The following is a 20,651-nucleotide window of genomic DNA, read 5'->3' as shown; positions in this document are numbered from 1 at the left end:
CACACGATGCCATGGTTTGACCAAGTGATAAAACTTGTTGACAGCCCCCGGAAGGCCTCGGCTAGCATCGTCGGCAACGGTCCCTGGAGGCGAGGATGGCACAAGCCGCCCGCCATGCACCGTTCGGGGGCTCAAGCGTCCCGTCCCGCGGCCAGAGGACCGCCGCCGGCCGGCAAGACAGGCCGGACCACGACGGGGGAACGACCACATGCCGAAACTGATCGGCGCCTATGTGCGGACGATGGACCGGATTTCCGGCTGGATCGGCATCGTGGCGATGTACCTGATCTTCGTGATGGTGGCGGTGCTGCTGCTGGATGCGGTCACGCGCAACGTGCTGGATATCCCGCTGCACTGGTGCGTTGAGTTCTCGCAGTTCACGCTGGCGGCCTACTATTTCCTCGGCGGGCCGGTCACGCTGCGCGATGACGCGCATGTGCGGATGGACCTGTTCTATGCCGGCTTCAGCCGGATGGGGAAGCACCGGATGGACGTCGCCACGCTGCCATTCATGATGCTCTATCTCGTGGTGCTGCTGATCGGGTCGTGGTCGTCGCTGAGTTACGCCATCGAGACCGACGAGCGGCGCTTTTCGATGTGGAACCCCAGCGTGATCCCGATCAAGGCGCTGATGCTGGTCTGCATCGTTCTCATGATCCTCCAGATCATCGCCGAATTCATCAAGCATGCCAGCGCGCTCCGCGCCGGAGAGGCCGCGGAATGAGCTATGAATTGATCGCGATCCTGATGTTCCTGTCGATGCTGCTGATGCTGTCGACGGGGCAGCGGGTCTTTGGCGCCATCGGCGCGGTCGCTTCGATCGCGGCGCTGCTGCTGTATGGCACGGGCGGCGTGGAGCTGCCCTTCAGCCAGGCGTTCAAGCTGTTCAACTGGTTCCCGATGCTGACGCTGCCCCTGTTCATCTACATGGGCTATGTCCTGTCCGAGGCCGGCATCGCAGAGGACCTGTATCGCGCCTTCCACGTCTGGTTCGGGCGCATCTCTGGCGGGTTGGCCATCGGCACGGTGCTGCTGATGGTCATCATCTCGGCGATGAACGGGCTGTCGGTGGCGGGCATGGCTATCGGCGCGACCATCGCGCTGCCCGAGATGCTGCGGCGGGGCTACGACAAGGTGCTGATCACCGGGGTGATCCAGGGTGGATCGAGCCTCGGCATCCTGATCCCGCCCTCGGTCGTGCTGGTCCTGTTCGGCATGATCGCCCGCGCGCCGGTCAGCCAGCTGTGGCTGGCCGGGGTGTTCCCGGGCCTGATCATGGCGACCATGTTCATCGTCTACATCTGGGTGCGCTGCAAGCTGAACCCCGGCCTCGCGCCCACCGTCAGCGAGGAAGACCTTAACATGCCGCTGCGCGAAAAGCTGCTGCTGCTGCGCGCGGGCATCATCCCGATCCTGATCTTCTTCCTGATGACCGGGCTTTTCGTCATGGGCTACACCAGCCTCGTCGAAAGCTCGGCCGTGGGCGCCACGGCCGCCACCGCCGCCGCGCTCTACAAGCACAAGATGAGCTGGGGGATGTTCCACGAGACCGCCCGCAAGACGCTGGCCGTCTCCTGCATGTTCCTGTGGCTGATCCTCGCGGCGCTGGCCTTCGGCGCGATTTTTGACGGGATCGGCGCCAGCCGCGCCATCGAGAACCTGTTCATCGGCCAGTGGGACCTGAACCCCTGGACGATCATCATCATGATGCAGCTGTCCTTCATCCTGATGGGGATGTTCCTCGACGACACCGCCATGCTGGTGATCGTCGCGCCGCTGTACATCCCGATCGTCAAGGCGCTGGAGTTGGGATTTTCCAACCAGATCGTGTGGTATGGTGTGCTTTACACCATCACCTGCCAGATCGCCTACATCACGCCGCCCTTCGGCTACAACCTGTTCCTGATGCGCAGCCTCGCGCCCAAGGAGATCACGCTGATCGATATCTACAAGTCGATCTGGCCCTTCGTGCTGATGATGGCGCTGACCATCGCGCTGATCATGGCGTTTCCGCAGATCGCGCTCTGGCTGCCGTCGCAGATCCGCCTGCGCGGATGACAATTCAACGGGCCCGCCAAGAGGCCGACCGACCCTTGACCAACTGGAGAGACTGACATGACCAAAGTGATAAAACCGTCCCCGTCCGAGGAAATTCTCGCCTCGCGCCGGAAGTTCCTGCGCACCGCCGGCATCGGTGGCGCGGCGGTTGCCGCCTCGACCCTCAGCGCGCCTTATGTCAACGCGCAGTCGCCGATCCGCTGGCGGCTTCAGACCTATTCCGGCGCACCGCTGGGCGCGCATGTGATCAAGCCGCAGATCGATGCTTTCAACGCCGCCGCCAACGGCGAGATGGAGATCGAGCTGTATTACGCCGATCAACTGGTGCCCACCGCCGACCTGTTCCGCGCGCTGCAGAACGGCACGCTGGACGCGGTGCAGTCGGACGAGGCGACAATGGCCTCGCCGGTCGATATCTCGGTCTTCGGCGGCTATTTCCCCTTCGCCACGCGCTACCCGCTCGATGTGACGGCGATGTTCCGCTACTACGGGTTGGACGAGATCTGGAAGGAAGCCTACGACGAGGTCGAGAACGTCACCTGGCTGTCCACCGGCTCGTGGGACCCGCTGCACATCTTCACCGTCGACAAGCCGATCCGCAGCCTGGCCGACATGAACGGCCTGCGCGTGTTCGGCGTGCCCACGGCAGGCAAGTTCCTGTCGAAATACGGCCTGATCCCCGTCACCGTTCCGTGGGATGACGTCGAGGTGGCGATGCAGACCGGCGAGCTGGACGGCGTGGCGTGGTGCGGCTTTACCGAGGCCTACGAGGTCGGCTGGGCGGACGTCTGCAACTACGCGCTGACCAACTCCGTCACCGGCGCATGGTTCGGCAGCTATTTCGCCAACTCGAACAGCTGGGCCAACGTGCCGCCGCACCTGCAGGAGCTGTTCAAGATCACCATCGACCAGTCGCATTACTACCGTCTCGGCTGGTACTGGGGCGGCGAGGCCAAGCTGCGCGTCGAGGGCGAGAAGATGGAGCTGACCTCGATCCCGCAGGATGAATGGGCCACCGTGGTCGCCGACGCCAACGGCTTCTGGGACGAGGTCGCGGCCTCCAGCCCGCGCGCGGGCAAGGTCGTGGACGCGTTCAAGCGCTACGCCGCGAACATGGAAAAGGCCGGCTATCCCTATCGCTGAGCCTGCCGCAGATTGGGGGCGGCGGCCGCGTGCCGCCGCCTTTCACGATTCGGACTTCAAGGAACTGGACCAGACATGCCCGCCAACCTGACCCTCGACGCGCTCCGCGACCTCGTGAAGGCCGGAGAGATCGACACCGTCCTGACCTGCGCCGTCGACATGCAGGGACGCCTGATGGGCAAGCGCTTTCACGCGCAGCATTTCGTCGACAGCGGCTACGAGGAAACCCACGGCTGCGATTACCTGCTGGCGGTCGATGTCGACATGACGACCGTGCCAGGCTTCAAGGCGTCGAACTGGGCGCGCGGCTATGGCGACTATGTCCACAAGCCCGACCTCTCGACCCTGCGCCGCGTGCCATGGCTGCCCGCGACGGCCATGGTCATGGTCGACCTGCTGGATCACCACACCCACGAAGAGGTGCCGCATTCCCCGCGCGCCATCCTCAAGCGCCAGGTGGCGCGGGCCAAGGCGATGGGTTTCGACGCCATGATGGCGACCGAGCTGGAATTCTACATCTTCGAGGAAAGTTTCGCCGAGCTGCGCGACGAGGGCTATCGCGCGATGACGCCTGTTGTGCGCTTCAACAACGATTACGGCATCATGGGCACCGCCAAGGAAGAATTCCTGATGCGCGACGTGCGCAACGGGCTGTATGGCGCGGGCATCCCCGTCGAGAACTCCAAGGGCGAGGCCGAGGCTGGCCAGCACGAGATCAACATCCGCTATTCGGATGCGCTCGACACCGCCGACATGCACTCGATCACCAAGAACGGCATCAAGGAGATGGCCGACCAGCACGATGTCTCGGTCACGTTCATGGCGAAATACGCCACCGACCGGGCGGGCAGTTCCAGCCACATCCACCAGTCGCTGTGGTCGGGCGGCAAGCCCGCCTTCTTCGACCCGGATGCCGAGCACGGCATGTCGCAGACCATGCGGCACTACCTCGCCGGGCTGCTGGCCCATGCCAGCGGGGTGACGTATTTCCTCGCCCCCAACATCAACAGCTACAAGCGGTTCACCGTGGGCATGTTCGCGCCGACCAAGGCCGTCTGGTCGACAGACAATCGCACCGCCGGCTACCGCGTCTGCGGCGCGGGGACCCGCGGCGTGCGGGTCGAATGCCGGGTCGGCGGGGCCGACCTGAACCCCTATCTCGCACTGGCCGCGCAGCTTGCGGCGGGGCTTGACGGGATCGAGCGAAAGCTGGATCTGGAGCCCGAGATGAAAGGCGACATGTACGCCGACCCGAACGCCCGCCAGATCCCGCGCAACCTGCGCGAGGCGGTGAGGGTGCTGGACGGGTCGGACATGCTGCGGGCGGCCTTTGGTGACGCCGTGATCGACCACTACGTGCACGCCGCGCGGTGGGAAATCGCGGAGCAGGACCGCGTGGTGATGGACTGGGAACTGAAACGCGGGTTCGAGCGGCTCTGACGGGCGCGCCCGGCGCCGGAGGATGAACATGACGACAATGATCCAATGCATTTCTCCCGTCGACGGGAGCCTTTATGCCGAGCGCCCGGCGCTGACGCCCGAGGCGGCGGATGCCGCCGTCGCCCGCGCCCGCGCCGCGCAGACCGCCTGGGCCGCCCGCCCGCTGGACGAGCGCCGCGCGCTGGTGCTCAAGGGCATCGAGATGCTGGGCGGCATGAAGGACCGCGTGGTCGAGGAACTGGCCTGGCAGATGGGCCGGCCGACGCGCTTTGGCGGCGAATTCGGCGGCGTGAACGAACGCGCCACTTACATGGCGGGCATCGCCGAGCAGGCGCTGGCCCCGCTGGTGTCCGAGGACAGCCCCGGCTTCCTGCGCCAGATCGAGCGCGCGCCGGTGGGCGTGGTCTTTGTCATCGCGCCCTGGAACTATCCCTATCTGACCGCCTTCAACACCATCGTTCCGGCGCTGATCGCGGGCAACAGCGTGATCCTGAAACACGCCAGCCAGACCCTGCTGGTCGGCGAACTCATGGCCGAGGCGCTGCACGCGGGCGGCGTGCCGCAGGACGTGTTCCAGAACATCGTGCTGGACCATGCCGGGACCGAACGGCTGATCGCGAAACGCTCCTTCGGGTTCGTGAACTTCACCGGGTCGGTGGCGGGCGGGCAGGCGATCGAGCGCGCGGCGGCAGGCACCTTTACCCCCACCGGGCTGGAACTGGGCGGCAAGGACCCGGGCTATGTCATGGAGGATGCCGACATCGACTGGGCGGTCGACGTGCTGATGGACGGCGCGATGTATAACGCGGGCCAGTGCTGCTGCGGGATCGAGCGGATCTACGTGCATCGCCGCCACTTCGACGATTTCGTGGAAAAGGCGGTGAAGTGGACGAACGGCCTCAAGCTGGGCAATCCTTTCGACGCCGACACGACGCTGGGCCCGATGGCCAATGTGCGCTTTGCAAAGACCGTGCGCGACCAGACCGCCGAGGCCATCGCCGCCGGGGCCAAACCCCTGATCGAAAGACAGAACTTTCCCGCTGACGATGGCGGCGCCTACCTGATGCCGCAGGTTCTGGTGAACGTGGACCACTCCATGCGCGTCATGACCGAGGAAAGCTTCGGCCCCGTCGTCGGCATCATGCCGGTCAGCGATGATGAAGAGGCGCTGCGCCTGATGAACGACTCGCCCTATGGACTGACCGCCTCGCTCTGGACGAAAGACCCCGAACGCGCGCTGGCGCTGGGGCGGCGGATCGACACCGGGACGGTATTCCTGAACCGCGCCGATTATGTCGACCCGAGCATCTGCTGGACCGGCACCAAGGATACCGGCCGGGGCGGCGCCATGTCGGTCCTGGGTTATCATGCGGTCACGCGGCCGCGCTCCTACCACCTTCGGAAAGCCAAGCCATGAGCCTCGTCGGAAACTGGTCCTACCCCACCGCCATCAAGTTCGGAGCCGGACGCATCAAGGAAATCGGCGCGGCCTGCGCGCAGGCGGGCATCAAGCGCCCGCTGCTGGTCACGGACCGGGGCCTTGCCTCGATGAAGATCACGCAGGACACGCTGGACCTGATGCAGACGGCGGGCCTTGGCCGCGCCATGTTCGCCGAGGTCGATCCCAACCCGACCGAGGTCAACCTCGACGCGGGGCTTGCCGCCTACAAGGCGGGCGGGCATGACGGGGTGATCGCCTTCGGCGGTGGCTCGGGCCTCGACCTCGCCAAGATGGTCGCCTTCATGTCGGGGCAGACGCGGCCCCTGTGGGATTTCGAGGATATCGGCGACTGGTACACGCGCGCGGACCCGGCGGGCATCGCCCCCATCGTCGCCGTGCCGACGACCGCCGGGACGGGCTCCGAGGTGGGGCGCGCCAGCGTCATCACCAATTCCGTGACCCATGTGAAGAAGATCATCTTCCACCCCAAGGTGCTGCCCAGCGTGGTCATCTCGGACCCCGAACTGACCGTCGGCATGCCGAAGCACATCACCGCAGGCACCGGCATGGATGCCTTTGCCCATTGCCTCGAGGCCTATTCCTCGCCCTTCTTCCATCCCATGAGCCAGGGCATCGCGCTGGAGGGGCTGCGGCTGGTCAACACCTACCTGCCGCGCGCCTACGCGGACGGCACGGACATCGAGGCGCGGGGCCAGATGATGGCGGCGGCGGCGATGGGGGCTGTGGCCTTCCAGAAGGGGCTTGGCGCGATCCACGCCCTCAGCCACCCGGTCGGCGCGGTGTTCAACACCCATCACGGCACGACCAATGCCGTGGTGATGAGCGCCTGCCTCGATTTCAACCGCCCCGCCATCGAAGAGAAGATTGGGCAGGCGGCGGCCTACCTCGGGATCAAGGGCGGGTTCGACGGCTTTGCCGACCGCGTGCGCGAGCTGAACGCGATGTTCGCCATGCCCAAGGGGCTGGCGGCGATGGGCGTCGATGCTTCGCGGCTGGCCGAGTTGACCGAGATGGCGCTGGAAGACCCCAGCGTCGGCGGCAACCCGGTCAAGATGACGCGCGAGAACACCCGCGCGCTGTTCGACGCGGCGATGTGATCCGCGACGCCGGTTGCGCGGCCCTCAGAGGCTGCGCAGCCGGTGCCGTTCCAGCAGCCCGGTCAGCATGTCGCGCGCCTGCTGGCAGTGGGCGCGGTGAATGCGGCGCGCGGCCTCGGCGTCGCCCGCCAGAATCGCGTCATGCACGGCGCGGTGGTCCTCGTTCGACTGGACCGGCAGGGGGCGCATGAACAGGGTCACGGCCCGCGCCCGGCGCACCTGGTCGGCTATCATGCCGACGATGGCAACCACCCGCATATTCCCGCCCAGCCGCACCAGTTCGGCGTGAAAGCGGTCGTCGGCGCGGGCCCAGGCCTCGCGGTCGTCATGCTTCAGCGCAAGGTCCATGTCACGGATCGCGGCATCCAGCGCCGCGAGGTCCCTTGCCGAATGACCCGCCTCGGCGGCGCGCTCGGCGGCAAGGCTTTCGAGTTCGGTCAGCACGTCGTAGATCTCGCGCATGTCCTCGGCGGAAACCGGAAGGATGCGCACGCCCTTGCGCGGCCGCACCTCCAGCAGGCCCTGGCCTTGCAGCATCAATGCCGCCTCGTGCACCGGCGTGCGCGACATGCCGAGACGCTCCGCAAGTTCGGATTCCAGGTGGTCCGACCCGGCGGGCAACTCGCCGGAAAAGATCATCGCCCGCAACGCCTGAACCGCGCGCCGGGCGTTCGAGCCGGTGGTCTTCCTGCCAGAGGGTGTCAAGATGTGCCCCCCGTGCTCAGAGCGATCTTGCGGCCGGTCTCGGCGGAGGAATAGAGCGCCTGCTCGATGCCCAGCACCGGCAGGTAATCGCGGGCGGTGTTTTCCAGCGCCCCGGCACCGCGCAGCGCCGCGATGACGTGGCTTTGCAGGGCATGCACGCAATCGCCGCCAAAGCCAGTCCAGGTGTTGGCGGGCAAGAGAACCTCGTCCTCGATCTCTGCGAATCGGCGCAGGCGCACCGACCCGTCGCCGTTAAGCGTCAGCGTGCCGCCTGTGCCCTCGAAAAGCGCCTCGCCCATCGTGCGGCGCAGGTTGTCGGCAGCATGGTCGAGATGCCGGTTGCCGTCGAACAGCGCCCGGACGCCGCCGGGGAAATCGAAGATCGCAAGACCTGCGTCTTCTCCCCGGATCGCGGGGTTGAGGCGGCGAAGGTCGGCATAGACATGGGTCGGCGCGCCCATCAGGAAGCGGAAGGTGTCGATCCAGTGCACCCCGGTTTCATGGATCAGGAACCGCTCCATCCGCTGGAAATAGGGTTGCCGGGTCATGTAGGCGTCAGGCCCCTGGCCATCGCCGGGGCGCAGCCGGAACGTGGCCTGCTGCAATTCTCCGACCAGCCCGTTGTCCAGCGCGGCCTTGATCGCGCGATACCACGGCTGAAAGCGGAAGTTCTCGTGCACCACCAGCAGCGCGCCCGCGGCCTCTGCCTCGGCGGTGATGGCGTGGGCCTCGTCTGGTTTCAGGCAGAAGGGCTTCTGGCAGATCATGTGCTTTATGCCTGCCGCCAGCGCGGCGCGGATCGTTTCCGCATGGCCGGCCGGGGGCAGGATGATGTCCAGCAGGTCCGGCCGCACCTCTGCCAGCATCCGGGGCAGGTCGTCAAAGGCGGGCAGGCCGGTGGCGCGGGCGTGGGCGATGTCGCGGTCGCAGGCGGCGACCGGCACCGCGCCAAGCATCCGCGCCCAGCTGTCATAGTGGAATCGGCTGAAATAGCCAGCACCGACCCCGGCAACGCGGATCGGCGGGTCGGACTCTGCGGCCGGGGCGGTCACTGCGGAAACAGCGCGCGCATGACGGCGCCCGCCGCCTCGGTGGTATCGGCGCTGCCGCCGAGGTCGCGCGTCAGGCTTTTGCCGCGGGCGATCACGCTCTCGACCGCTTCGCGCAGGCGGCGACCATCGTCCCGCAGCGGGTCGTTACCGTGCCGCTCGCCCAGCCAGTCCAACATCATCGCCGCCGACAGGATCATCGCGTGCGGGCTTGCGACACCGCGACCGGCAATGTCGGGGGCCGAGCCGTGGCAGGGCTGGAACACTGCGTGCTCCAGCCCGATGTCCGCCGAGGGCGCAAGGCCGAGGCCCCCCATCAGACCGGCACCGAGGTCCGACAGGATATCGCCGAACATGTTTTCGGTCACCAGCACATCGAAATCCCACGGCTTCTGCACCATCCAAAGGGCGGTGGCGTCGACGTAGGCATGGTCGGCGGCCAGGTCGGTGTGATCGCTTACGACCTCGTCGAAGATCCCGCGGAAGAAGGCAAAGGCCCGGAACACGTTGGCCTTGTCGACGCAGGTGACGCGCCCGGGGCCACGTCCCGTGGCCTTGCGGCTGGCGGCCAGGGCAAAGGCAAAACGGAACAGCTTTTCCGAGGTCGCGCGGGTGATGCGCAGCGTTTCGGTCGCGGCATCACCGCTGACCTCGCCGCGGCCCTGCGAGTGGAACAGGCCCTCGGCGCTTTCGCGGATCAGGACGAAGTCGATCTCGCGCCCCTCGGGCAGGGTCAGGGGGCCGGGCTGCCCTGCTCGCACGCGCACCGGGCGTAAGCCGGCGAACAGGCCGAACGCCTTGCGCAACTCGATCTGGGGCGAAATCTCGGTCCCGTCGGGGTAGCGCACCTGCGGCAGGCCCATGGCCGACAGCAGGATCGCATCGGCCGCCCCCGCGGCCTTCAGCGAGGCGACGGGCAGAGATTCGCCGGTCTTTGCATAGTGTGCTGCGCCGGCGGGCAGCGACGTGAACCGCAGCGAAAATCCGGCCGAAGTGTTGTGCTGAAATGGATCGCTCGAGGATGAAGTCCGGGAGGATCAACGTCCGCCCTCCCATCAGCTGAAACGCGATGATGACCAGTGGCAGGCCAAGTATGCCGGAGGTCCCCGGTGGCATCGGAATGACATTGGGCACGGCAAATAGGAAGAGCAGCGCCCCCGAAGCCCGGTAGCGGAACTTCTCGACGAGCTTGCGCACTGAAACACGGTCACCACAAGTCTGCCGCGCGCTTCCAGTGAGCATTTCGGTCAGGCGTGGCGAGCCGCATGGGTCAGCATTGTCGGCTGACCACTGAGTAATATGGTCGGTCATTGCTGTCCTCACGGAAGGGGCCGTGCCGTTGGACGCGCGGCGTGCTGTTTGTTCCATGTACGGAGCCGTCAACCGCCCTCATCCACGACATGAGCACCGCGAGATATTTTTTCGAAACTTGGGATGGAATTGTCCAAGGACTCCGTAGTGAAGAAAAACAACGCGAGTACTCCCAATGGATTCAACTCTGCAGATCGATGTTACGACCCTGTTGACGCCCGGCGACCCTGCGTCCAGCTTCATCCAGAGGAGTGCCACGAATCCGCGATACGCCTTCGACAGCGCGGCGGGCCGGTACTTGGTGCTCTGCTTCTACGGCAGCGCGGGCGATCCCCATGCGCAGGCCGCGCTTCGGGCTGACCACGGCAGGCCGGACATCTTCGACGACAACCGGGCCTGCTTTTTTGGAGTGAGCACCGACCCGGCGGATGAAGCGAGCGGAAGGGTGGCAAACCGCATCCCCGGCTACCGGCACTTCTGGGATTTCGATCTGACCGTGTCGCACTGCTACGGCGTGTCAGCAAAGGATGTAGGCGCCGCCAGCCGGCCTGTCGCGTTGGCTCGGCAATGGGTCGTGATCGATCCCACGATGCGCGTGGTCGCCGCGGTCCCCTTTCGCAAGGACCAGAGCGACCTTGCCGAGGTAATGCGCATCCCGGACGATCTGCCGCCGCCAGCGCGGTTCGCCGGCGTCGAGATCATGGCTCCGATCCTGTTTCTGCCACGCGTGTTCGAGCCCGAACTGTGTCGCCATCTGATCGGGCTCTACGAAGCCCGGGGCGGCCAGGAAAGCGGTTTCATGCGCGAGGTCGGCGGCCGGACTGTCGGCGTGGCAGATCCAGGCTTCAAGCGGCGCAAGGATTATGACATCGAGGACCGAGAGTTGATCGCGGCCCTTCAGGCACGGTTCCTGCGCCGTGTGGTGCCCGAGATCGCAAAGGTGCACCAGTTCAAGGTGACGCGGATGGAGCGCTACATCGTCTCCTGTTACGCGGCGGAGGATGGCGGTCACTTCTCTGCCCACCGTGACAACACGACCAAGGGCACGGCGCATCGGCGCTTCGCCGTTTCAGTCAATCTCAACGACGACTTCCACGGCGGCGAGGTCAGCTTTCCGGGATACGGTCCGCGCAGCTTCAAGGCCCCGGCTGGCGGTGCGGTGGTGTTTTCCTGCTCGCTTCTGCACAAGGTCAGCAAGGTGACGAAGGGCAGGCGTTTTGCTTTTCTGCCCTTCCTGTACGACGACGCCGCAGCACGCATTCGGGAGGAAAACGCCCGCTATATTGGCGAGACCGGTTCAGGTTACCGGGCGAGCCATCAGAATGCAGCGGAATAGACGGCATGACACACACGACATCGGAGATCTGAGCCCCATGGCCAGCGACGACCTCGACATCGTCGATCAACTGGAGTCTTTGCGGCGCTACGCACGGGTGCTGACCCGCGACCCGGAAACGGCGGACGATCTCGTCCAGGCGACTTTCGTGCGGGCGAGGGAGCGACGTGCGACTTTCCACGACGGAGCGGATGTGCGTGTGTGGCTGATGGCGATCCTGCACAACCTCTTCATCGACGGTCGCCGGAGCGCGAAGGCTGCCGAAGCACGTGAGAAGGTCTGGGCCGAGACACGTCCGGCCTTCGTCGAACCATCCGGCGACATCGCGGTGCGGTTCGCGCAACTGCGCAATGCGTTTCTCGCGCTGAACGCAGAACAACGTGAAACCCTGCACCTTGTCGCGGTGGAGGGTCTTGGACCGCCCGAAGCGGCCGAGATACTGGGCGTGCCGGTGGGAACGGTGATGTCCCGAGTCGGCCGGGCGCGCGCGGTGCTCCGGGCGTTCGAGGATGGTCGGACCGATGAGGGATGGGCGAAACCCTTGAGAATTGTTGGAGGACGCGATGGGCGACAGGACTGAGGCCGATCCGGAGGTCTAGGCGGAGCTTCTGGCCGTTCTTGAAGGGCGTCTGGACCCCGATCGCACCATTGCCGTGGCGGATTATCTGGCCAAACGCCCGGAGCGGATGGCGGACCTGCTGGCGGATGCGCGCAACACGGCGACGCTGCGGATTGCCCTCTCGACATCAAGCGATCCGGTGCCGCCGCAGCTTGTCGCCGAGGCGCGAAGTCTTCGGGATAGCCTGCGCGGACAACGCCTGCTGCGTCGTTATGCGTCCGTTGCAGCGGCGTTGGTGCTTTTTTCGGCGGGCTGGGCCAGCCATGTCGCGTGGCAGGTGGCCGGACCCGCCCCTGCATCGCCACTGGTCGAGGCGGCGCTCGACGCGCAGGCTGCGCTGGAGTTGCGGCACTGGATGGTGTCGCAGCCCGAGAGCACGGAGTTGAACGCGCAGGAGATCGTCGCGGCACTTGGAATCGAGCTGCCGCAGCTGCCGCCAGACTGGAAGGTGCGGGATGTCCAGGTTGTTGCGACCCCCGAACGCCCCGCTGTCGCCATCACCGTTGACGCGCCCGACCTCGGAAGGCTCCTGCTGATGGCCGTCGCACGAAGCCCGGAAGATGCCGAGGAGCCACCGACAGCCTTTGAATACGAAGGTCAAACCATAGCCTTGTTCGAGCGCGGCCGGTCGTCTTTCGTGTTGGTCGATGTGTCCGGTCATCCAGAGCAACTGGCGCTCGGCGCCGACCGGCTAATGAGGCCGGGCAACTGAGCTGATGCGGTCCTCGTGGAAGCCGGATGACCATCTGCTCGAATGATCCCGTTTGTGCGGATCATCAATCGGATGTCCGAAGTGGTGACCGTACGACCAATGCGGCGACAACAGAGCAACATCCCGCCAAAGAGGGCCTTGTTCAGAATTTCGAGGCGAGATCCACAAGGGACGGCGGGCGTCTGGCCACTCTCACTCGTCGCCAGAGGTTGCAACATTTCGCGACGCTGCAAGCGTTTGCGATGCGCCAGATCGGCCGCCACGGGTCCGTCCTTCTGGCCGCCCTGCGCCTTCGTGTCGGTCTCCGTCACCAGATTATTTCGCGGGCGGGGCGAACCCGTGAATGCCGCAACTCATTGGAAATGCGAGGATGTTTTTCGCAGTCCCGTGACCATCGATGAGCGCTCGAAGAGAGACGCGGGTCATTCGGAGACCCATTCGGCGTCAAGCGCCCAGTCTCGCAAGGGCGGATGGCCCTGCCAAAGCCCTTTGAAACAAAAAAGTCCCCAATCGGGGTCCTTGGACGCGTTCAGTATCTGAATGTGGCGGAGGGGACAGGACTCTGCCGGACATGCTGATCGGCGTTCTCTATGGTGGCCTGACCGAGGAGGTGATGCTGCGTTGGGGGCTCATGTCGCTGCTCGCCGTCTGGATGCTTTGCCTTATGTCCAGCGCGCGTGCCATCTGGAGTGCCACCCTAATCGCCGCTCTGGCCTTCGCGGCGACGCACCTCCCGGCGGTCATGCATCGAGGCCGCCGAAGTCAGAAGCGTCCGTCGCGCAGCCGCTCAGCCAGATGGTTGCGAGAACGGGGGCGACGCACCGCCGTCTCGAGCATCCGTCGTTGCGCATCATGGGCCCTTTCCATGGTCTAGAGCTATTCGGCCAGCCGGCCGGCACGTTCGCCGCGCCGACGAAGCGGCCGGGCAAGGGGCACATTTCCCTGACAGAAAGACTATGCCCCGAACCCATGTTTGCCTGACGTCCTCCAGCTTGATCTCGATCAGCGAACGGGCGGGCGATTTGGGCGATGTTGCGCCCAATTCAAAAAGATCCCGTTTCGAGAGGGCTCACACATGTCTTCCATCGTGAGCAGACCGCGGTCGATTGTGCCTTCCCTCGCGCTCTTGTTCTTCGCACTGCTCACATTCGGTATCACCTGGAGCGTGATCGGCGGCTACATCTACTTCCCGGAGCTCGCCGCCGCGGCCTTTGGCGAGATCAGCGGCAGCCACCCCCTCTACTTCCTCGCCACGTGGGCGCCCGGCATCGCGGGCATTCTTCTGGTGCTGGCGTTCGGCGGTTTGCATGGCCTGCGCGCCTTTCTCTCGCGCCTCCTCTACTGGCGCTGCGCCCCGGTCTGGTGGGCCTTCATCCTGATCGGCATCCCCGTCGTCTTCATAGCCGGATCGCTGATCAAGGGCGGGCCGCTCCTTGCGCCGATTCCCCCGGGAGGCGTTGGCGCCATGGTCGCGCTCATGGTCATGATGCTGTTTCTCGGGCCGATGGAGGAATTCGGCTGGCGGGGCGTCGCCCAGCCGCTCCTGCAGCGCCATGTGGCCCCTTTCTGGGCCGGGGGCATCATCGGGGCGGCTTGGGGCGTCTGGCATCTGCCCGCCTTCTATCTAGCGGGTGTCGTTTACGAGAACTGGTCCTTCCTGCCGTTCTTCATCGGCAACATGACGCTTGCGATCCTGGTCACGCCGATCTTCAACAGCGCGCGCGGCAGCCTGGCTTTGCCGATGCTGTTCCATTGGCAGCTCATCATCCCGTTCTGGCCCGACGCGCAACCCTGGGACACCCGCATCCTGGTCGTCGTGGCCGTGGTCGTTGTCTGGCTGAACCGCAAGACGATGTTCAGCCGCGACGGCGCGGTGACCGAGGTCATCCCGGCCGCGCGCGGCGCCGTGCCGCACCTGGCGGAGTAGGCGGATGCGCCGGGGCCTTGTTCTCGCCTTCACTTTGGCTCTTGGTGGGTTCGCGGCGCCCGTGGCGGCGCAGGATGGCTGGCTGGCCGCCAAGCTGGGCGAGTTCCGTGAGCGCTACGCCTTTCCCGGCGCCACAGCGGCGATCGCCCTGCCGGACGGCACGGTGATGACAGCGGCCACCGGCCTGGCCGATGTAGAGGCAGGGCGCGCCATAACGGCGGAGACGCCGATGCTGGCCGCGAGCATCGGCAAGAGCTTCGTCGCAGCGACGGTTCTGGCGCTGGAAAGCGAGGGGCGTCTGTCGCGCGACGATCTGCTCGCCGTCCATGGTGGTGATCGCCCGTGGTTCGACGCGCTACCCAATGCAGGCACCATCACCATCGATCACCTCCTGCACCACACCTCCGGGTTGCCGGACCATGTGCATCTGCCGGAGTTCCAGGAAGAGTGGACCCTACTGACGACGGACGCAGGGGACTTCGAGCCCGAGCGCCTCATCACCTTCGTGGCCGGACGCGAGCCGCTGTTCGAGGCCGGTGAGGCTTGGGCCTACAGCGATACGGGCTATGTCCTGTTGGGCCTCGTGATCGAGGCAGTAACAGGACAGGCGTGGCACGAAGCCGTCCGCACCCGCTTGGTGGATCCGCTCGATCTTGGCGGCACGATCCCGTCGAACCGCCCCGACCTGCCCGGGCTCGCGGTGGGCTATGTCGCGCCCGACAATCCTTTCGGCCTGCCCGCGCGCACCGCCGATGCCGAGAGGCGGCTGCTGTGGGACCCGGCGGTGGAATCCGCGGGCGGAGGCTTCGCCTCGACTTCGGCCGATCTTGCGCGTTGGGGGCATCTGCTGTTCGGCGGCGAGGCGATGGACGCCCCCTATCTCGACCGGCTGCTCGATGGCGTACCGGTCGATCCGGACGCGCCCGGCATCATCTATGGCGCGGGCGTGGCGATCTACGCCGACACGCCGCGCGGGCCGGTCTGGGGGCATGGCGGGTGGATTCCGGGCTATGTCTCCAGCCTGCGCCACTATCCCGATCACGGCGTCACCCTCGCCTTCCAGATCAACACCGACATCGGCGTCATGGACAACTCGAGCGATCTAGTCCCTGCGCTCGAAGCGGAGCTGGCAGACCTTGCGATCGAGGCCGTCCGGTGATGGCGCGGCGCACCCTGCTGACCGGCCTTGCCGGCATCGCGCTCGCAGGTGGAGCATGGAGCGTCGGCTCCTGCCGCGCCACGATGGCGGCGGGGGCAGAGGCCCGCATCGCGCGGCTCAGCAGCGTGATCCCGACAGACGCCGGGCCTCTTGAATACGCTGTGGCCAGCGACGGGCCGGCGCTGATGATGATCCACGGCACCGGCGGCGGGTTCGATCAGGTGCTGCTCTTCGCCCATGGCCTGCTGGAGGCCGGCTTCCGGATCGTTGCGCCGTCGCGCTTCGGATACCTGCGCAGCGCCTTCCCCGACGATGCCTCGCCTGCACACCAGGCGGATGTGCTTGTCGACTTGCTCGACCATCTCGGCCTCGAGCGGATCGCCGTCGCTGGCGGCTCGGCGGGGGTGCTCACGGCGGCGGAACTCGCGCTGCGCCACCCCGACCGGTGTTCTCATCTCGTCCTCATCGTGCCGGCGGCGAACCTCACGGGGCGCGACCCGGTGGCATTCACCGCTATGCAGCGCGTGGCGGTGGAGCGCGTCCTGACCTCGGACACCTGGTTCTGGGGCTTCGCGACTCTCGCCCCCAACATGGCTCTGCGCACGCTGCTCGCGACCGACCCGGCCTTGCTCGACCGGGTTTCGCCGGAAGAACGGCGGCGGGGCGACCTGATCCGCGAAGGCCTGACGCCGATCGGCCGAAAGGTGGACGGATTGCGGAACGACGGAGTCTGGACGGGAACCCCGACCCAGACGGCCTTCGAGGACATCGCCGCGCCCACCCTGATCCTGTCCTGCGAGGACGATCTCTTCGGCACGGCCGAAACCGCCCGGTTGCTGGCGGGGCGCATGCCCGACGCGCGGCTGATCGTCTATCCGGAGGGAGGCCACATCTGGCTCGGCCACGATGGCGACCTGACGCAGGCCATTCGGGATTTCATCACCGGAACATCCCGTCCCTGACCCATCGAGGAGAAGCCTGATGCCCTACACCCGTGTCTCACTGAAAGCCTTCGGCGGCCCTGAAAACCTTGTGGTGGAGACGGTCCCGGACCGGCCCGAGCCCGCGGCTGGCGAGGTGCGCGTGCGCGTACTGGTGACAAGCGCCGCCTTCACCGACGTGATGATCCGCAAGGGGATGTATCCGGACGTGAAGGACAAGCCGCCCTTCACCCCGGGCTACGACATGGTAGGGATCGTCGACGCCACCGGCCCCGGCGCGACGCGCTTCAAGCCGGGCGAGCGAGTGGCGGACCTGACCACCATCGGCGCCTATTCGCAGTACATCTGCCTGCCCGAGGATCGGCTGACGCCGGTGCCCGAGGGGGTGTCGGATGTCGATGCGCTCGGCATGATCCTGTCGGCCGTCACGCCCTACCAGATGCTGACCCGTGTCGCAAAGATGCAGGCGGGCCAGAGCCTGCTGATCCACGGCGCGGGCGGCGCCGTCGGGACGGCGATGCTACAACTGGCGCGCGATGCCGGAATCGCCGCCTTCGGCACCGATATTGCCGCCAAGCACGATCTGATCCGTCGCCTCGGCGCCACGCCGATCGACGCGGACGCGCCCGAGACGACCCTGCTGGAGGCGACGGGTGGCGGGGTCGACGCCGCCTTCGACCCGCTGGGCGGCGACAGCCTGTCGCGCTCCCTGCACGCGCTGAGGCCCGGCGGCATGCTAGTGGCCTTCGGTTTTCAGAACGAGGTGCTTGGCCGGGGCGGCTCGATCCCGATGGATTTCGTGAAGCTGAAGCTTTGGGACTGGCTGCCGAACGGCCACGCGACCGCGTTCTATTCCATCGGCGCGATGCGGCGAAGGCATCCCGACTGGTTTCGGGAGGATCTTGGCAGGCTTTTCGAGATGCTGGCCGCGGGACGGATCGACCCCGTGGTTGCCGAGGTGCTGCCGCTGGCCGACGTGCGGCGCGCGCATGAACAGTTGGAAGCGGGAGAGGTTGAAGGGAAACTGGTCCTGCGGGTGACCGAGCCATGATGCACAGTTTCAAGATCCTACTGGCATTGGCCCTGGGTAGCTTGGTCGCCGCAGAGGTCCGCGCGCAATCCGCGACCCTGCTGAGCGATGTGACCATCGTCGATGTGATCGATGGCACCCTCACCTCCGGCCAATCGGTGCTGATCCGGGATGGTCTGATCGCGGAAGTGGGCGCCGAGATCTCGTCGGCTTCGGCGACCCGCCTCGACGGCGGGGGCGGCTATCTCATCCCGGGGCTCTGGGACAGCCATGTGCACATCTTCTCAACGCCGAACGAACCCGACACGGCGCTGCCGCTCTACCTTGTCAACGGCGTCACCGGCATCCGCGACATGGGCGCGCTCTGGCCCATCGCCGAGCAGCAGGCGCTGCAGGCCCGAATCGAGGCGGGCGAGGTTCTTGGCCCCCGCTTGATCCTCGCCGGGGCCTGGGTCGACGCATCGCCCGGATCATGGCCCGGCATGTTCCTAGCCGATACGCCGGACGAGGCACGAGGCGTCGTGGACCGGATCGCCGCCGAAGGCTGGGCCGCCGTGAAGGCCTATTCGATGCTCGATGGAGCGACCTATCTGGCGCTGGCCGAGGCGGCCCATAGCGCCCGGCTGCCCTTCGTGGGCCACATCCCCGAACGGGTCGCGCTCGGCACCGCCATCGAGGCGCGTCAGGACGGGATCGAGCATTTCGGACGGGTCGCCATGGCCTGCTCGACCGTCGAAGACGGCATGCTGGAGAGCTTGCGCACCGTCATGGCCGAGGGCGCGGACCTGGCCCACATCTTCGAGATCATGGCATCGCGCAACCGCATCATCCTGGAAACCTGGGACGAAAGCCTGTGCGACGCGGTGCTGGCGCGGATGGCCGAGGCGCGCATGCATGTCAGCCCAACGCTGGGCGTGGCGGACTTCTACACAGGCAACTGGCCCGCACAAGACGCGCCGCGGATGCGCATGATCCCGGCCGAGGTTCGCGAAGCCTGGGGCCGCCCGGATTTCCGGCTCGAGGCGATGACTGACGAGGTGCGCGCTCTGGCCGAGGACAGCATCGCGCTCGACCGGCGGACGTTCCTCATGGCCCATAGGGCAGGTGTGCCGATCCTCGCCTCCACCGATGCCTCCTTCGCCAACCCCTACCTCTTCCACGGCTTCTCGCTGCTCGACGAACTGGACCTTTACGTGACGATCGGCCTGACGCCCCGCGAGGCGCTCTACACCGCCACCGTCGCGCCGCCGCGCTTCTTCGGGCTGGCCGATCAGGACGGCACCATCGCGCCGGGACGGCGGGCCGACCTCGTCCTTCTGGGTGCGAACCCGTTGGAAGACCTTTCGACACTTCGCGCGCCGCAACTGGTCATCGTCGGCGGGCATGTGCTGGATCGTGCCGCGCTGGACGGCCTGGAAACCATGCTTCTGGACCGCGGGCATTAGGCATGGGCTCTGCTGGAAAAGGCGCACCGCCATGGCATCACGCACCAAACGCCGGTCTCTCGCCAACAGGTTCGGCAAGGCCATGATGGTGGCAGGCCTGATCCTTCTGCTCGGCTTCGCCCTCGGCCTTGCCTGGCTCGTCGCCATCAGCCCCGGCCGACCGGACCCGCTGCGCGATGCGGCGGGCGACGTGATTCCCGGCAGCCTGTCCGAGCGTGTCACCATCGAGATCGGCGGCATCCCGCAAGGCATGATCATCCAGAGCGTCGACCCCGCGAACCCGGTCCTGCTGTTCCTGCACGGCGGCCCCGGCATGACCGAGGTCTTCATGGAACTGGATTATCCCACGGGGCTGGAACGCCACTTCACCATGGTCTGGTGGGAACAGCGCGGGGCCGGCATGTCGTTCTCGGGCGACATTCCGCCCGAGACCATGACCATGGAGCAGATGATCGCCGACACGATTCAAGTGGCAGACTACCTGCGCGATCGCTTCGGTCAGGACAGGATCCTGCTTCTCGGCCATTCATGGGGCAGCTACCTCGGCGTCCAGGTCGCCGCCGCCGCGCCGGACCGGTTCCTTGCCTATGTCGGAATGGCCCAAATCGCCCATCAACTGCGGTCCGAGGTCATGGCGCATGCCTACCTGCTCGACTTCTATCGCGCGCGCGGCGACGCGGTCATGGTCGGCAGGCTGGAGGCCGCTCCGGTCAGCATGGAGGCGGGAACGTCGCCAGAATGGATGCGGCTGCGCGATGCGGCCATGCACCGGGCCGGCGTCGGCCACACCCGCGACATGGACTCCGTCATCACGGGCATCTTCCTGCCGGTCTGGCGGGTGCGGGCCTATACGCTGATGGACAAGATCAACGTCTGGCGCGGCAAGATCTGGTCGCGACCGTTCTTCTGGGAGGACCTGCTTCGGGACGACCTGAGTGCGCGGCTGACCCGGTTCGAGCTGCCGGTCTACATCTTCGTCGGCCGCCACGACCGGACCGCGCACCCGGACCTCTCGCGCGCCTGGTTCGATGCGATCGAGGCACCGGTTAAGGGGTTCTACATCTTCGAGAACTCCGCTCACAGCCCGCTCTTCGAGGAACCCGAACGGGCAACGTCCATCCTTGTGAACGACGTCCTGAACGGCAGCGCGGAAATGGTGGATGCCGATGATTGACCCGGGACGATCTGCCGTGAAGTTGCCCGCCGCATACGCATGT

At 66.2% G+C, this 20,651-nt stretch carries 18 protein-coding genes and 2 pseudogenes; 16 read left to right on the top strand and 4 right to left on the bottom strand.

All coding sequences use genetic code 11. The features are described 5' to 3' along the window. The first annotated feature begins 208 nt into the window (after positions 1–208). The 6 genes from KB874_RS04025 (at position 209) to KB874_RS04000 (ending at position 7,200) form a co-directional block, all read left to right on the top strand. Positions 209–724 carry a TRAP transporter small permease subunit gene (locus KB874_RS04025; RefSeq protein ID WP_212535235.1) on the top strand — a complete coding sequence of 172 codons (516 nt, stop codon included), beginning with the start codon at positions 209–211 and terminating at the stop codon, positions 722–724. Further along, positions 721–2,058 carry a TRAP transporter large permease gene (locus KB874_RS04020; RefSeq protein ID WP_212535234.1) on the top strand — a complete coding sequence of 446 codons (1,338 nt, stop codon included), beginning with the start codon at positions 721–723 and terminating at the stop codon, positions 2,056–2,058. Before KB874_RS04025 ends, KB874_RS04020 begins: the two co-directional genes overlap by 4 nt. A gap of 57 nt (positions 2,059–2,115) precedes the next feature. Continuing rightward, positions 2,116–3,201, top strand: a complete 1,086-nt coding sequence (locus KB874_RS04015; RefSeq protein WP_212535233.1) for a twin-arginine translocation signal domain-containing protein — start codon at positions 2,116–2,118, stop codon at positions 3,199–3,201. A 75-nt stretch (positions 3,202–3,276) separates the two neighbouring features. Continuing rightward, the gene (locus tag KB874_RS04010; protein ID WP_212535232.1) at positions 3,277–4,641 is read left to right on the top strand and encodes a glutamine synthetase family protein; all 1,365 of its coding nucleotides are present in this window, start codon (positions 3,277–3,279) and stop codon (positions 4,639–4,641) included. A 28-nt stretch (positions 4,642–4,669) separates the two neighbouring features. Beyond that, positions 4,670–6,058, top strand: a complete 1,389-nt coding sequence (locus KB874_RS04005) for an aldehyde dehydrogenase family protein (RefSeq protein ID WP_212535231.1) — start codon at positions 4,670–4,672, stop codon at positions 6,056–6,058. Continuing rightward, a complete protein-coding gene (locus KB874_RS04000; RefSeq protein ID WP_212535230.1) occupies positions 6,055–7,200 on the top strand; it encodes an iron-containing alcohol dehydrogenase in 1,146 nt (381 codons plus the stop codon). Before KB874_RS04005 ends, KB874_RS04000 begins: the two co-directional genes overlap by 4 nt. A 24-nt stretch (positions 7,201–7,224) precedes the next feature. On the opposite strand, the gene KB874_RS03995 is transcribed toward KB874_RS04000, so the two are convergent. From KB874_RS03995 to KB874_RS03980, 4 genes and pseudogenes are all read right to left on the bottom strand, one after another. Continuing rightward, the gene (locus KB874_RS03995; protein ID WP_249200218.1) at positions 7,225–7,905 is read right to left on the bottom strand and encodes a GntR family transcriptional regulator; all 681 of its coding nucleotides are present in this window, start codon (positions 7,903–7,905) and stop codon (positions 7,225–7,227) included. Continuing rightward, positions 7,902–8,957, bottom strand: a complete 1,056-nt coding sequence (locus tag KB874_RS03990; RefSeq protein ID WP_212535229.1) for a Gfo/Idh/MocA family protein — start codon at positions 8,955–8,957, stop codon at positions 7,902–7,904. Before KB874_RS03990 ends, KB874_RS03995 begins: the two co-directional genes overlap by 4 nt. Beyond that, a pseudogene (locus tag KB874_RS03985) lies at positions 8,954–9,937 on the bottom strand (isocitrate/isopropylmalate dehydrogenase family protein); the annotation flags it as partial. The pseudogene KB874_RS03985 and the gene KB874_RS03990, both read right to left, overlap by 4 nt. Before the next feature lie 4 nt (positions 9,938–9,941). Further along, a pseudogene (locus tag KB874_RS03980) lies at positions 9,942–10,196 on the bottom strand (exopolysaccharide biosynthesis protein); the annotation flags it as partial. A 244-nt stretch (positions 10,197–10,440) separates the two neighbouring features. Between KB874_RS03980 and KB874_RS03975 the strand changes: the two are divergent. The 10 genes from KB874_RS03975 (at position 10,441) to KB874_RS03930 (ending at position 20,608) form a co-directional block, all read left to right on the top strand. Then, positions 10,441–11,601, top strand: a complete 1,161-nt coding sequence (locus KB874_RS03975) for a 2OG-Fe(II) oxygenase (protein WP_212535228.1) — start codon at positions 10,441–10,443, stop codon at positions 11,599–11,601. A 37-nt stretch (positions 11,602–11,638) separates the two neighbouring features. Then, positions 11,639–12,181, top strand: coding sequence for a sigma-70 family RNA polymerase sigma factor (locus tag KB874_RS03970; RefSeq protein WP_212535227.1), 543 nt, complete (start codon positions 11,639–11,641; stop codon positions 12,179–12,181). A gap of 73 nt (positions 12,182–12,254) precedes the next feature. After that, positions 12,255–12,932: a hypothetical protein gene (locus KB874_RS03965; RefSeq protein WP_212535226.1), complete on the top strand. Its 678-nt coding sequence runs from the start codon at positions 12,255–12,257 to the stop codon at positions 12,930–12,932. Positions 12,933–13,503: 571 nt separating this feature from the next. Further along, a complete protein-coding gene (locus KB874_RS23370) occupies positions 13,504–13,806 on the top strand; it encodes a CPBP family glutamic-type intramembrane protease (protein WP_212535225.1) in 303 nt (100 codons plus the stop codon). A 201-nt stretch (positions 13,807–14,007) separates the two neighbouring features. Then, a complete protein-coding gene (locus tag KB874_RS03955) occupies positions 14,008–14,859 on the top strand; it encodes a CPBP family intramembrane glutamic endopeptidase (protein WP_212535224.1) in 852 nt (283 codons plus the stop codon). 4 nt (positions 14,860–14,863) lie between these two features. Next, entirely contained in the window at positions 14,864–16,018 is a 1,155-nt protein-coding gene (locus tag KB874_RS03950) for a serine hydrolase domain-containing protein (RefSeq protein ID WP_212535223.1), read from the top strand. After that, on the top strand, positions 16,018–16,980 hold the full coding sequence (locus KB874_RS03945) for an alpha/beta fold hydrolase (protein ID WP_212535222.1): 963 nt from the start codon (positions 16,018–16,020) through the stop codon (positions 16,978–16,980). Before KB874_RS03950 ends, KB874_RS03945 begins: the two co-directional genes overlap by 1 nt. 19 nt (positions 16,981–16,999) lie before the next feature. After that, positions 17,000–18,010 (top strand): medium chain dehydrogenase/reductase family protein, encoded by a 1,011-nt coding sequence (locus tag KB874_RS03940; protein WP_212535221.1) that lies wholly within the window; start codon positions 17,000–17,002, stop codon positions 18,008–18,010. Beyond that, a complete protein-coding gene (locus KB874_RS03935; protein ID WP_212535220.1) occupies positions 18,007–19,434 on the top strand; it encodes an amidohydrolase family protein in 1,428 nt (475 codons plus the stop codon). The genes KB874_RS03940 and KB874_RS03935 overlap by 4 nt, the downstream gene beginning before the upstream one ends. A 31-nt stretch (positions 19,435–19,465) precedes the next feature. Beyond that, a complete protein-coding gene (locus KB874_RS03930; protein WP_212535219.1) occupies positions 19,466–20,608 on the top strand; it encodes an alpha/beta fold hydrolase in 1,143 nt (380 codons plus the stop codon). The last annotated feature ends 43 nt before the right edge of the window (positions 20,609–20,651 follow it).

The organism is Thetidibacter halocola, from assembly GCF_018224955.1.
GTDB lineage: Bacteria > Pseudomonadota > Alphaproteobacteria > Rhodobacterales > Rhodobacteraceae > Thetidibacter > Thetidibacter halocola.
Note: the sequence above shows the minus strand (reverse complement) of the source record. Positions and strands in the feature narration are given on the sequence as shown.

Excerpts from the sequence above, each read along its gene's own strand:
- KB874_RS03945 (WP_212535222.1), top strand. The coding sequence starts at position 16,018 with ATGGCGCGGCGCACCCTGCTGACCGGCCTTGCCGGCATCGCGCTCGCA.
- KB874_RS04015 (WP_212535233.1), top strand. The coding sequence starts at position 2,116 with ATGACCAAAGTGATAAAACCGTCCCCGTCCGAGGAAATTCTCGCCTCG.
- KB874_RS03970 (WP_212535227.1), top strand. The coding sequence starts at position 11,639 with ATGGCCAGCGACGACCTCGACATCGTCGATCAACTGGAGTCTTTGCGG.
- KB874_RS03935 (WP_212535220.1), top strand. The coding sequence starts at position 18,007 with ATGATGCACAGTTTCAAGATCCTACTGGCATTGGCCCTGGGTAGCTTG.
- KB874_RS03930 (WP_212535219.1), top strand. The coding sequence starts at position 19,466 with ATGGCATCACGCACCAAACGCCGGTCTCTCGCCAACAGGTTCGGCAAG.
- KB874_RS04025 (WP_212535235.1), top strand. The coding sequence starts at position 209 with ATGCCGAAACTGATCGGCGCCTATGTGCGGACGATGGACCGGATTTCC.
- KB874_RS04010 (WP_212535232.1), top strand. The coding sequence starts at position 3,277 with ATGCCCGCCAACCTGACCCTCGACGCGCTCCGCGACCTCGTGAAGGCC.
- KB874_RS03955 (WP_212535224.1), top strand. The coding sequence starts at position 14,008 with ATGTCTTCCATCGTGAGCAGACCGCGGTCGATTGTGCCTTCCCTCGCG.
- KB874_RS03940 (WP_212535221.1), top strand. The coding sequence starts at position 17,000 with ATGCCCTACACCCGTGTCTCACTGAAAGCCTTCGGCGGCCCTGAAAAC.
- KB874_RS03950 (WP_212535223.1), top strand. The coding sequence starts at position 14,864 with ATGCGCCGGGGCCTTGTTCTCGCCTTCACTTTGGCTCTTGGTGGGTTC.
- KB874_RS04020 (WP_212535234.1), top strand. The coding sequence starts at position 721 with ATGAGCTATGAATTGATCGCGATCCTGATGTTCCTGTCGATGCTGCTG.
- KB874_RS04000 (WP_212535230.1), top strand. The coding sequence starts at position 6,055 with ATGAGCCTCGTCGGAAACTGGTCCTACCCCACCGCCATCAAGTTCGGA.
- KB874_RS03975 (WP_212535228.1), top strand. The coding sequence starts at position 10,441 with ATGGATTCAACTCTGCAGATCGATGTTACGACCCTGTTGACGCCCGGC.
- KB874_RS23370 (WP_212535225.1), top strand. The coding sequence starts at position 13,504 with ATGCTGATCGGCGTTCTCTATGGTGGCCTGACCGAGGAGGTGATGCTG.
- KB874_RS04005 (WP_212535231.1), top strand. The coding sequence starts at position 4,670 with ATGACGACAATGATCCAATGCATTTCTCCCGTCGACGGGAGCCTTTAT.